This is a genomic window from Wolbachia endosymbiont of Drosophila bicornuta, from assembly GCF_028982105.1.
Classification (GTDB): domain Bacteria; phylum Pseudomonadota; class Alphaproteobacteria; order Rickettsiales; family Anaplasmataceae; genus Wolbachia; species Wolbachia pipientis.
Map to the genome: position 1 here is coordinate 1 of NZ_JAPQLF010000087.1, position 12,585 is coordinate 12,585.

Below are 12,585 nucleotides of genomic sequence, written 5' to 3' on the forward strand. Positions count from 1 at the left end.
TATTTATAACAAGAACGGTCAATGAATACCTAAATTTGAGTAAAAGAAATTTCACTACCATTTACCAATCTGGCTAAAATTCAAGAATTTCAATGCTTTAGCTATTTTCAATAGAATTAAATTTATTAATATAAATAANAAATTACTATTCTTAAATTTGATCAGATTGATTGCAAAAAAACAAGATTTTCAATAAGTTGCTTATAATCCTGATTATAGTTAGCCTTTCATAAGTAGCGATGCAACAAAGCCATCCCAGTGTCTGGGCACTGGGATGACACCGAAGGGGCTACTCGGATGACAAACCCTGTCATTCCAGCGCGTGACGCTGGTTTCCATCCAAGACGGCAGTGCTTGACACTGGAATGACAAGAAGAGGGCACTGCCCTCCTTGTATGTATTAGATATAGGCCGAGTTGTGGTCGTGATAAATGTGATCGCTTGCGCAATCGAACATTTTCACAAAACCATTCTCTAGATAAAGATTATATTCGTGATGTTGATCTGATAATACAATATTATCTTGCTCCCCTGAATTGAAATGACTTGAATCTGACAGCAATTCGTAATTTGGATTATCTATTTTACTAATGCTGTTTATTACTTTGCCATTACCACTTGATATAGCTAAACTATAACTATCACCATCCTTCATTATCTTGATGGACACCTTATCTTCAGGTAACACTATAAGCTTCTTTGTGCCACTATCGTGGATTACGAATTTGCCTTTTTCAAAATAGTATTTGTCTTCCGGCAAAGCACCAACCTTATAATCTGATGTGTGCAGTTTGTTCCAAAAATCTAACACAGATTGCTTTTCTGCTCCTTCCGCTCTATCATACAAGGCTTTCACATCATTATAATTTATCGTTACATTTGCCTTATGCTTCCCTTCTGAGTCCTGCTCGTAGCTCTTTTCTATTTTGAGAATTGTGTCTTTTAATACTACCTGTTCTTGCTCTTTCTCCTCCACTGAAGCTGACCTTTTTGCCCTTGTTGGAATTTGTGGCTGATCAGACTGCATTTCACTATTGTCGTTTGATGCAGTTTTCTCTTCAGCAGCTTGTGCAACAACATTAGTAGTATAGCACTTCTCGCAATAGTCCGAATAGGATAAGATATGTGCTTATGGCTATGGTAGAGCAGTAGCATATTATGATCTGTTCGGATTATTGTAAAAAGAGCTATAAACTTAAAATTTTATCTAAATCCAAATTTGCAGCTTCAGTTTTGTCGATACTTGATCCTTGAGAATTGAATTTATGATCTGAATGATGCTCAAAGTAGTCTGCAATTCCTTCCATTAATACTGTAGGTAAAGATTTGCCTCCTGTAGCCAAGTAAGTTAAACCATGTGCAAATTCATGCTGAAGGTTATGAATGCCACCTTGCTGGTAGACGTACATTTCAGCAAAAACGTCAGCTTTCCCTTTGTAGTAACATTTACCACCTTCGTCTCCAAGGTAAGAACCGAAACGCTCGCTTCCGCCAAGGTGAGTGTAATCATCCTTGTCATCAAACATGTAAATTTTAAATGTTTGTTCTGAACTGCCGCGTTCTAACTCGAATGCGTTTTTAAAATTAGTAGCTGTTTCTCTTATCTCACTTTCAATGTTAGCAACTTTACTTGCTCTTAAATTGTGAGAATAAACCTCTACTTTAATATTTAAATCTTCAACTTCTATAACATGTGGCGAATTAAACCCTTTGCCGTTATTGTTGAAATATTCTGCTTTAATTATATTTTTATTTACTTGTTGACTAATTGTCATAATTTTAACCTCTAATTTGCTGATCTTTCAATATCAAGCATAAAGTAATTTCCCTAAAAAAAACGTAAATCCCTGTATTAATATGATTTATATCTTAATAAATAAAGTATAGATAGTTAACTTAATATGTAAAATTTAGAATATGGCTGAAATTCTATACAGCTATATTCCGGAATCACATTGGACAAGGACAAAAGCAAAGTGGTTTATTGACTTTCATTCCACCAAAGCACTATACTAAAACCACGATGGGTAATTAGCTCAGTTGGTAGAGCACTTGCTTGACGTGCAAGCGGTCGCTGGTTCGAACCCAGTGTTACCCACGTTTTTTTTTATGAAAAGATTTTATATGACAGCAGTGCATAACGGTAAACGCTCAGCAGCGCAGTCCAAGCGCTTAATCTATTCCATAATAATAGTTGCGATAACAATGTTTATGGAAATAGTAGGTGGAATAATTTCACATTCGCTTGCTCTATTATCAGATGCAGGGCATATGCTCACTGACCTCTTTGCCTTGGTTTTAAGCTGGTTAGCACATAGGTTTTCAGCTAAGAAATCCGATTTGCAGAGATCATACGGATATCATCGGTTGCAGATAATTGCAGCATTTGTTAATGGTTTAACTCTATTCCTCATTGCAGTAATCATTATAATTGAGTCAATAAAGAGGTTTATTTTTCCAGTCAATGTTGAGTGGAAAGTAATGTTAATAATTGCTACACTCGGTCTTGTCTCTAACATAATAGTCTTTTTTATATTACATAGTAAATGCGAGAGCAATATAAACATAAAAAGTGCTGTACTACACGTTATAGGAGATATTTTAGGTTCTGTAGCTGCTATACTTGCATCTATAATTATCATGCTTACTGGATGGCAAATAGTAGATCCAATCTTATCAGTATTTGTTAGTGTGATAATTCTAAATAGCGGCTATAAAATTCTCAAAAATTCTTGCCATATACTCCTTGAAGGTACGCCTGAGGGTATATCTGCTGAAGAGATAAAAAGTAAGATCACATCAGAATTACCTGAAGTGATAGATGTGCACCACATACATACATGGTCGCTGTCTGATAATTATTTTATAATTACCATGCATGCTAAAATAAAGCAAAATGTGCAGCACACCAATGTTTTATATGAAATAAAAAAAATATTGCTAGATAAGTTCGAGATAGCACACTCTACAGTCGAGATCGAATACGATGAGTGTGCGGATAATAAGATACTTAAACATTGACGTTTTAAATTATTATGCTATTACTAGAGTGTAATGATGTCGAAGGTAAGCTATGATAGGTATTTCTCAAATATAATTTCCTTCAAAGGATTCTAGTAAGCTAAAATTTGTTAGCTACTTTGGAGCTTTTGTCTCGTTAAGCATTATCACTAATCCTGTTAATGTTCTTTTTTCTCTTGGTACTATGTTCTTCAGGTCTGAAATTAAAACTCTTTATATCTACAAAGAAATAAAAACGGCAAAACAGCAAAAAATGAGCAAAAGGGAATATTGGGAAATATTTTTTAAAAACAATACAATCAAGGTAGCAGCCTTCCTCTTGTTTTCTGCTTTCATAACATATCTAACTTTCACTACCACTTTCTTGCTTATTTCGTTACTGGGAACTATACCACTTACAATGCTATTAGTTTTATTGCAGAGTGAACTAAGGCCAAAAGATTTTAACCCATTTACGCTGCTTAAAGCTTCTATAAATTTCTTTTTGGAAGGTATAAAAGAGAATTTACGTGGTATGGTTAATAGTTTTGATGTTAAGCTTGAACATTTACTACCCCATCAATTAAATGATGATATCATTAAAAATATTGATAAATTAAAAGGTAAGTATAGTGAACAAGTACCTGAAGACGTAATCAAAAATGATGAATATATTCAATTCATTGGATATATAAACAATTCATATGAGTTTAGTGATGAGGATAAAGGAAGAGTAATTGCATTTTTAGATGACTTTTGCAAAGATGATCAAAAGCATAGCTCCGGCTTTACAGGTGGGCAGGTTCTGCTTTTAGTTTTAAGGGCTTGCAATGATGGAGACGGAGAAGCCGTTAAGAGTAAAAAGGATGCATTGATTTCTAATTTAATTGATAGCCAAACTTTCTCTAGAAAAGAGCGAATTCCTAACACTTGCTTCACCGGTATTATCTATAGAATGTTAAGCACGCTAGAGGGTATTCATCCTGATCCAGAAATTAGATTTACTCCCCCAAGGGAAATGTTGCTCTCAGAAGCACAAAATAAAGCACGTGAGTTTATGTTAGACAGGTTAAAAAACAAGAAAAACAATAAAGAAATTCTTAAGGCTTGGTATGACGTTCGAAATGGTTATGAAGACGATGAAAGTCAAAAAATAGTTGATGATTTTATTTCAGAAGTAAGTATTCCTTTAATGAGAAAATTATTGAGTATTACTTCTCAATATAGTGAACAAATTGTGCTGACGTTAATGAAAAATATTAGCTCTATAAAGTTAAATAAATTACAATGTTGTGAGCTGGTTCAGCACATGAGAAATAAACTGCAGGAGCATGATTTAGATGACCAAGAAAGTTTACTCGAAAACATCGGAAAAAAAGTATTCTTAGAGCTATTAAATCGAGATCTACTCGAGACAGATTTTTCTCTCAAGGATTCATCTTTGGATGGAGCTAAGAGAATAGCTAATAAGATAATAGAAGAAGTAGCAGAATTTAAATTAAAGGCTGAGAAGACTATTGAAGGTCAGATAATTAGCATGTTAGATGGGTTAAGAATGCTCCCAAGAGAAAAAAGATGTTATAGGGTATATGTAGAACTCAGTAAAAATAACGAAAATGATAAGGAAAAAATAAAGAAAATTTTGCAAGAAAGGTTAAAAGTAACAAAAGCAGCAATGGATGAAATGTTAAAAAAAGGAGCTTCACATAAGCTAGAGTTAGAAATTGAAAGTGTATATGAAGGAAATAAAGATCACGTTACTCAACTTTATGAAAAAATAAGAGAAACAAAAAAGGAATTCATTGAAGATGGTCTTTTATAGCACTTCTCGCAATAGTCCGAATAGGATAAGATATGTGCTTATGGCTATGGTAGAGCAGTAGCATATTATGATCTGTTCGGATTATTGTAAAAAGAGCTATAACACCTCAAGAAGTAGAGAATATAACAAAAGCAAAAATCATAGACTTAAACAAAGAGGACAAAATCACACCGTCAAGCAATTTGTCTCGTAGTTTAAGTGTCAATAATTTGGCAGTACATTATCTATAAAATTTATACTCTTTACCTTGCAGAAGATTCACAATATTTCTGTGGTGTTTTAGGAAGACCAGTGCTCCTATAATTAGTAATGTTAGGAACAAATTCCTCTGAAAAAAAAAGGACCATGCTACAGCCGTTGAAGTAGCACTGAGTGAAGCAAGGGAAGAGCATCTAAAGGCAAGAAAGACTATTATCCAAATTATTACGAATACTAAAGTAATATCGATGTTAAATGCTATCAGTATCCCTAGAGTGGTTGCAACGCCCTTTCCTCCACTGAATTTTAGCCAAATAGGAAACATGTGTCCTAAAACTGCTAAAATTGCAGATACATATATATAAAAATCGTTATTATCACAAAATTGTTGTGCTATATAAACGGCAATAAATCCCTTAAAGGAATCCAGAAATAATGCCAAAGCAGCAAGAAATTTATTTCCCGTCCTTGCAACGTTTGTAGCACCAATGTTTCCTGAACCTACTTCTCTTAAGTTTATCCCTTTTATTCTTGTAATGATTAAGCTAAACGGTATTGAACCGAGTATGTAGGACAGTATAAGGACTACATGCTTTTCCATTATACCAAGAACCTAATTAATTTTATTATTCCTCAGCCTTTTTAGGTAGCACTGAACTTCATCGTTAATCTGATTACTAAACAGTATAAGCGCTGTCATGTTGATGAGAGCTAAACAAGAGAATAAAGTTCCACCGATATTGGCAATAGCCATTATATCTTTAGAAAGACCAGAGAAAAACGCCACAATTATTACCGCTATGCGGTATATCACTATACTTTTTACACCGAATAAATATAGCCACCCCATTTCACAACAATATACAAACGAAATTACTGAAGAAAATGCAAACAAAGGAGCAGCTACTGTTAGAAGGATAGGAAACCATGGAGAAACTGTCTCAAATGCTTTGTGAGTAATTAATATTCCCTCACCAACACCTGTTTGGTATGCACCTGTTATTACTATTGTTATTCCTGTTAAACAGCAAATTAACATTGTGTCAAAGCATGGTTCTATCATAGCGACTAGTCCAGTTCTTACTGGTTCTTCATCTTTAGTTGTTGCATGAGTAATTGAAGCAGAACCAACACCTGCTTCGCTGGCAAAGATTGCCCTTTGAATTCCAGCAACAAATGCTCCTACCATCCCTCCGCCAACAGCATTGAAATCTATCATAGTGGAAAATAATATTTTCAACGTATAACCAAGGTTATGAATATTAAATGCAATAATAATAATACAACTAAAGATGTATATAAGTGACATAATAGGCACTAGTGCAGAAGATACTCTAGCTATCCTTTTAATTCCGCCAATAATCACTAGAGCAAGCAGCGCAGAAATTATGGAAGAAAGAAACCAAGAGTGACCATCTACCCAACTTGAATAGCCAGATAATATTGAAACCATTTGGTTGGTTTGAAACGCTACACTTCCACCAAGACCTGATAATACAAAGAATACTGCATACATGGCAGCCAGCACAATACCAAGTTTTTTAAATCCAAATTCCTCCAGACCATTCCTTATATACTGAAAGGGACCACTAAACAATTGGTCCTGATCTTCTGTTCTATGTCTAAACGCCAACGTTACCTCAGCAAATTTTGCTGACATACCAAAAAAACCTGTAATCATCATCCAAGGCACCGCTCCTGGTCCACCCATTGAAACTGCAATTGCGACTCCAGCAACAGTTCCAAGGCCTACTGTGCTTGAAAGTGCAGTCATAAATGCCTGAAAATGCGTAATATGACCATCATGGTGATTCGTGTCATATTTTCCACACAAAATAGCAAACGCATGCTTAAACATTCTTATGTTGAGAAATCCAAAACGTAATGTTAGAAACATATAACCAAAAACTAGTAGAAGGATTATAAATGGCACGTAAAGGATCTTGAAAAACAGTACTTCATTCATGAAGTTATTTATTCCATTCAACACAGCGTCATAACTTTCGTAAAAACCTGAAGCAGCGTACACATCATTAAACAATAGGCAAAATAACACCATACAAAGCAATCTATAAATCATGTTAATACCCTTTAGAATTGTAACAAGAATCTATTGTATTCAAAACTTCCCTTCTTAGTAGATATATTGCAACAGCATTTGGAATCATAAGGCACATAAACAAACTGTCACCTAGATAAGATATAAATTCTATATTCTTTGACATACAGCTGATATACACTGAAACCACTATAAGAATTTGGAACGGTATCAGTATTTTTTTACTACCAAATAAATACAGCAAAGCAACTTCACAGTAGTAACAATAAGCTATTATTGTGGAAAATGCAAAGGAAAACATCATTAGCGGAAAAACTAACTTGATGAACAAGGGCAAAGCTGTTGAAAATATCGAACTAATTAGTGTAATATCACCCACGTTATCAGTGCTATGCATACCAGTGATAATTATCACAATACCAGTCAAAAATGAGATTAATATTGTGTCTATAAGTGGTGCAATCATTGCAACGTACCCAACTTTAATTGGATCTTCTTCTTTTACAGCTGAATGTGCTATAGCTGCTGTTCCGGTACCTGCTTCGTTAGCAAACACTGATCTTCTCACTCCGGCTATTAATCCGCTCAATACTCCGCTTCCTATAGCTGATTTATTGAAGATATCTTGGAATATTATGGATAGAGCATTCAGCAAATTACTTCCGTTTACATAAATTAAATATATACACATACCGACATATAGCACTATCATAATTGGTGTTAAGCTCGTTGAAACGAAAGCAATGCGCTTTATTCCTCCCAATATTACAATAAAGACAAGCATGGATATAATAATGGATGCGTTGTATTCTAGGAGGTTATTTGATAGTGCTGCTATTTGATTTGCTTGAAATGGTATACCGCCCAAAATCATTGCAATAAGTAGCATAATCGCATAAGTGAAGGCAAGAAATCTACCAGTTTTTGCAAATCCAATTTTTGCAAGCCCGTACTTCATGTAATAAAAAGCCCAGCCAGTTGTATTTTCAGAGCGATAAGTAAATGCAAGCACCACCTCGGCAAACTTTATCGACATACCAAGTATTCCGGTAATTACCATCCAAAAAACTGCACTTGGGCACCCTATTGTGATAGCTATTGCAACTCCTGATATTGTTCCAAGACCAACTGTTCCTGAAATTACTGTTGCAAACGCTTGAATATGAGTGATTATGCCATTGTTGCTGTTATTACACTTTAGATTGAATAGCGTCTGTATTCCATATTTAAGTAACCTAAAGTTAATGAATTTGAACTGGGCAGTACAAAAGATTCCAGTTGCAATTACCCAAATAATTATAAATGGAATGTTGAATATCTTTATATACAGAAATGAATTTAATAGTTCACTTATCTTCAAAATCATGCAGTTTTCTATTTTTTGTTAGCTAACGAGTTTTATATGTAAAATATATGTAAAACCCGATGCTTATTGGAATAGTAAGTGTATACACTATACCTAAAATTGGTAGAGTCATCCAGGGCTTACTGATGAAAAATACAATAAGTACTCCAAAAAATGACACAAATATATAGGATAGGCTTTTGGGAATATAAATATATTTTGCAGAGAAAGTTGGAATGTGACTTATCGAAAAAAATGAAATGGCCAGAAAGTAACAAGCTACGTTTCTTGTGTTAAAAAATCGCTCTATGAGAAGTAAGTATTCACTCTCATGAGATTGAAAGGTAATAATTATTGGTAACAAAGAAAGTAAAGCACACACTGGAGCTGGAACACCAGAAAAGAAAAATTTTTCCCAGTATGGTTGTTCTGAGTGTAGCGAAACATTAAATCTTGCAAGTCTTATTGATATGCAGATTACGTATATCATTACTAAAATCCAACCTATGACTTTGATTTCGTTTAGCTTCCAAAAATACAAAAGAAATGCAGGCGCTGCACCAAAATTTAGAAAATCTGCAAAAGAATCAAGTTGGGCTCCAAAATCGCTAGTTGATTTTAGAATTCTAGCTATTCTGCCATCCATTCCATCTATTACTGCTGCAATGATGATAAAAATTACTGAGAATTCCAATTGTTCATTAAATGTAAATTTAAGTGAAGTGAGACCAGAACATAAACCCAATAAAGTTATAAAGTTTGGGAATAATTTAGTAATAGGTAAGAATCTACTGTTACTTCCATCGTTATTCATATAACGTCAAAAGTAAGCTTCTCTTGAACGTTTTCCTTATTTAAGTTTGCTATAATTGTTTCACCACCAATAACAGTTTGCCCTTCTGAAACTCTGACTTCTGTATCAGCAGGAACATAGATATTCACTCTACTGCCAAACCTTATAATTCCAAACCTTTCACCTGCTTTTACGTTCTGGGATATTCCTAAATTACAAACGATACGACGTGCAATTAATCCAGCTATTTGCTCCACAATAATTTCTTTCCCCTTTTCGTATTCAATTACAATAACCTGCTTTTCATTTTCATTACTAGACCTATTGCTCATTGCGGATACAAACTTGCCTTTTTTATAACTCATTTCCTTTATCGTACCAGATATTGGTATACGGTTCACGTGGACGTTCAAAACACTTAAAAATATGCTAACAAGCGTAAACTTCTTCTCCTCTCCGTTTTCTGCTGATAAAGGATAATTAACTTCTTCAATTTTTGAAATCACACCATCAGCAGGACTTAATATAAGATTCTTATTGTTTGGCACAGCTCTTGCTGGATCACGAAAGAAATAAGTACACAATAATGTCGGAAACAAGCACGTAACGCCAAACCCCCAAGATATAGAGAATGCTATACACGTTACTATAAAGGAAACTACTATAAATGAATAACCTTCCCTGTTTATATTAGGTAAACCAAAACACATAATCTTATTAACAATAACCTATTGTTGACAATTTATCATTTATAATTTCTCATGAAAAGCTTTTTTTAACTGCTTCAGCAAAGTCTTTTTGATACAAGGTAACATTACAGATTGTTATATTAGCACACAGAATTACCGTCATACTGTAACAACCCGTCCAACACAAAATCTAATGCCTAAGTTTAGATCAGAAAACTGATTCTTCTAAAAGTTGCTCACTATCCTCGTCTATTATGATAGAATTATCATGATTTCTGAGTAAATCTCTGATTTTCGTTTCTATTTCATTTGCGACTTCTTTGTTTGTTTTTAGGTAAGTTTTTACATTCTCTCTTCCTTGCCCAAGACGTGTGTTGTTATATGAATAGTAAGCGCCTGCTTTTTCAAGCACACCAAGCTTTGCTCCCATATCTATTATTTCTCCGAGTTTTGATATACCTTCATTGTACATTATATCAAATTTCGCTTCTCTAAATGGAGGAGCAACTTTATTTTTTACAACTTTAACTCTTGTTTCATTACCTGTAATATTTTCTTTGTCTTTTATTACACCAACTTTTCTTATATCAAGCCTTACAGAAGTATAGAATTTTAATGCATTTCCACCCGTGGTAGTTTCAGGATTTCCATACACTACTCCTATTTTCATACGAATTTGATTAATAAATATCAATATACAGTTCGCTTTTGAAACGGCAGAGGTTAGTTTCCGTAGCCCATGACTTAGAAGCCTTGCTTGCAGCCCCATATGTTGATCACCCATATCACCTTCAATTTCAGCTCTTGGAGTTAATGCTGCGACAGAGTCAATAACTATCACATCAACCGCACCAGAACACACTAAATACTCAACAATATGCAACGCCTGCTCTCCAGTGTCTGGTTGTGAAATCACTAAATCATCAGTGCTTACCCCAAGTTTACGAGCATATAAGACATCCAATGCATGTTCTGCATCGATAAATGCGCATGATCCTCCTTTTTTTTGTGCTTCAGCAATCACGTGCAAGGCAAGAGTGGTTTTACCAGAACTCTCGGGGCCAAATATTTCAATTATACGCCCTTTTGGCAGACCTCCAACACCTAGAGCCGAATCAAGCGCAATTGATCCTGTGGATATTGTGTCTATTTTTTCTACAGGGTTTTGCTTCAACTTCATTATTGCACCTTTACCGAATGCTTTTTCAATCTGGCTTATTGCGTTATCTAGCGCTTTTTGTTTATCACTATTTCTTTCTTCTGGGTTACTTGCCATAGATCATTTATTAATTTATATAATTCTCTATGATAATCAAACGCGAATAACCTGCCAAGGTTTTTCTAGTATTTATGTATTATTTCAATGAAAAATATTAACGTTTTCATAAAGCAGATATTTGTTTGCCTTCGTTAGTAACACACTATACTTTAGTGTACGAACGTTGCAATTTGCAGCATAGCAGGTGGTGTCATCCAAGTAGCCAACACTGAAATGACTAAATTCGAAATGGCTACATGAATTTATTGTAAATTACTACCGTATAAGGTGCGATGCAACAAAGCCATTCCAGTGTCAGCTACTTGAATGACACCTCTTAGATGGGTCAGCTACTCAGATCTGCCATGAAAACTGCAACCCTAAATGTTGGAGCACTGTCGTACACTAAGCGCTGTAATGACAATTTTAGTCGCTTCATACACTTATCATGCTAGTCATAACAGAAATAATTTTTACCAAAGATATTTATGAAATAATTGACATAGTTTGGAAATATGTATATTATAGAACATTAATAGTTAGTTAATTTGTAGGTGTAATGTGGCTAGAAATGTTTTGAATGAAAATGAGTACCACGCTTTAAAGCAGTTGTTTTTAACATTTAATATTCAAAAGGAGGATGTGGTAAATTCTGACATTAAGAATATTAAGAAAAAGCTTAGTCAACAATACCGTAAATTATCGTTAAAATATCACTCAGATAAAAACCCAAACAATAAAGAAGCGGAGGAGAAATTTAAGGTTATTGCATTAAATAAGCCATTTTTTGAAGAATTTATAATAGAGCCATTGGAGAAAGGTCTCAATAAAAGAAATAATTTAATAAAAGAATTACGCGGTAAGTTGTGGAGTCGCAGTTATGAAGAATTGCAAAAATACTTAGATGATAAGTGCAGAAATAAACTCTATAATAAGCAGCAGTCAATTAACAATAATGTAACTGCTTATGTAAAATATTCTTCTTATTCAAATCTCTTAGGAGTTCTTTTAGTATCCTTCACATCAATTGCATTTTTAATAATTAATGGTATCAACTATGTTTTTTAAAAATTTTTTTATTTGTGTAATTTTGCAAATTATATGGGCAATAAAAACCCGTTTGTCATAGAAATAGAATTTTATATCAAACAGCTACCACAGCAATTTCTGCTTAAGCTAATGAATATGTGCTTTAAGTCTGTGTGGACGCACATATTCATTAGCCAATTTCAGTTACAGTTGTGAAGATTTTTAAGTATGCAAATTAATTGCTTCTTTAAGTCTTGTGTTAGCAATTACTATAATTTTACGCATTAGGGCTGTTATAGCCACCATACGCGTCAAGTTAAGGGATTGTGAGCAAATTTAGAGAGGTTAAAGTGGATACTCTAGCCCTTCTACGTTTGTCTTTTAATGAAAAT

12 protein-coding genes, 1 tRNA gene and 2 pseudogenes are annotated in these 12,585 nt (G+C 34.1%); 5 read left to right on the top strand and 10 right to left on the bottom strand.

The features are described from left to right. Positions 1–227: 227 nt before the first annotated feature. The 4 genes from OZD68_RS02405 to OZD68_RS02420 are packed head-to-tail and all read right to left on the bottom strand — an operon-like array spanning position 228 to position 1,775. Entirely contained in the window at positions 228–383 is a 156-nt protein-coding gene (locus tag OZD68_RS02405; protein ID WP_182309745.1) for a hypothetical protein, read from the bottom strand. Positions 384–400: 17 nt separating this feature from the next. Next, the gene (locus tag OZD68_RS02410; RefSeq protein WP_259366066.1) at positions 401–976 is read right to left on the bottom strand and encodes a hypothetical protein; all 576 of its coding nucleotides are present in this window, start codon (positions 974–976) and stop codon (positions 401–403) included. Continuing rightward, a complete protein-coding gene (locus OZD68_RS02415) occupies positions 949–1,155 on the bottom strand; it encodes a hypothetical protein (protein WP_259366067.1) in 207 nt (68 codons plus the stop codon). The genes OZD68_RS02410 and OZD68_RS02415 overlap by 28 nt, the downstream gene beginning before the upstream one ends. 32 nt (positions 1,156–1,187) lie before the next feature. Further along, positions 1,188–1,775 (bottom strand): hypothetical protein, encoded by a 588-nt coding sequence (locus OZD68_RS02420; RefSeq protein ID WP_259366068.1) that lies wholly within the window; start codon positions 1,773–1,775, stop codon positions 1,188–1,190. 250 nt (positions 1,776–2,025) lie between these two features. Between OZD68_RS02420 and OZD68_RS02425 the strand changes: the two genes are divergently transcribed. The 4 genes and pseudogenes from OZD68_RS02425 (at position 2,026) to OZD68_RS02440 (ending at position 5,015) form a co-directional block, all read left to right on the top strand. Continuing rightward, positions 2,026–2,098 (top strand) — tRNA-Val (locus OZD68_RS02425). 26 nt (positions 2,099–2,124) lie between these two features. Next, entirely contained in the window at positions 2,125–3,021 is an 897-nt protein-coding gene (locus tag OZD68_RS02430) for a cation diffusion facilitator family transporter (protein WP_182309746.1), read from the top strand. A 52-nt stretch (positions 3,022–3,073) separates the two neighbouring features. Continuing rightward, positions 3,074–4,822, top strand: a pseudogene (locus OZD68_RS02435) (hypothetical protein). A 67-nt stretch (positions 4,823–4,889) separates the two neighbouring features. After that, on the top strand, positions 4,890–5,015 hold the full coding sequence (locus tag OZD68_RS02440; protein ID WP_259366070.1) for a hypothetical protein: 126 nt from the start codon (positions 4,890–4,892) through the stop codon (positions 5,013–5,015). Between the two features lie 27 nt (positions 5,016–5,042). Here OZD68_RS02440 and plsY read toward each other — a convergent pair whose 3' ends face one another. The 6 genes from plsY to recA form a co-directional block, all read right to left on the bottom strand. Further along, a complete protein-coding gene (gene plsY / locus OZD68_RS02445; RefSeq protein WP_182309749.1) occupies positions 5,043–5,621 on the bottom strand; it encodes a glycerol-3-phosphate 1-O-acyltransferase PlsY in 579 nt (192 codons plus the stop codon). A 12-nt stretch (positions 5,622–5,633) separates the two neighbouring features. After that, positions 5,634–7,100: an alanine/glycine:cation symporter family protein gene (locus tag OZD68_RS02450; RefSeq protein WP_182309750.1), complete on the bottom strand. Its 1,467-nt coding sequence runs from the start codon at positions 7,098–7,100 to the stop codon at positions 5,634–5,636. A gap of 1 nt (position 7,101) precedes the next feature. Next, positions 7,102–8,445, bottom strand: a complete 1,344-nt coding sequence (locus tag OZD68_RS02455; RefSeq protein WP_182309751.1) for an alanine/glycine:cation symporter family protein — start codon at positions 8,443–8,445, stop codon at positions 7,102–7,104. Positions 8,446–8,467: 22 nt separating this feature from the next. After that, positions 8,468–9,238, bottom strand: a complete 771-nt coding sequence (locus OZD68_RS02460) for a CDP-alcohol phosphatidyltransferase family protein (RefSeq protein ID WP_182309752.1) — start codon at positions 9,236–9,238, stop codon at positions 8,468–8,470. After that, entirely contained in the window at positions 9,235–9,927 is a 693-nt protein-coding gene (locus OZD68_RS02465) for a phosphatidylserine decarboxylase (protein ID WP_007548750.1), read from the bottom strand. Before OZD68_RS02465 ends, OZD68_RS02460 begins: the two co-directional genes overlap by 4 nt. A 187-nt stretch (positions 9,928–10,114) precedes the next feature. Further along, positions 10,115–11,182 carry a recombinase RecA gene (gene recA, locus OZD68_RS02470; protein WP_010963008.1) on the bottom strand — a complete coding sequence of 356 codons (1,068 nt, stop codon included), beginning with the start codon at positions 11,180–11,182 and terminating at the stop codon, positions 10,115–10,117. A 624-nt stretch (positions 11,183–11,806) separates the two neighbouring features. Between recA and OZD68_RS02475 the strand changes: the two are divergent. Then, a pseudogene (locus OZD68_RS02475) lies at positions 11,807–11,935 on the top strand (DnaJ domain-containing protein); the annotation flags it as partial. Positions 11,936–12,585: the final 650 nt, after the last annotated feature.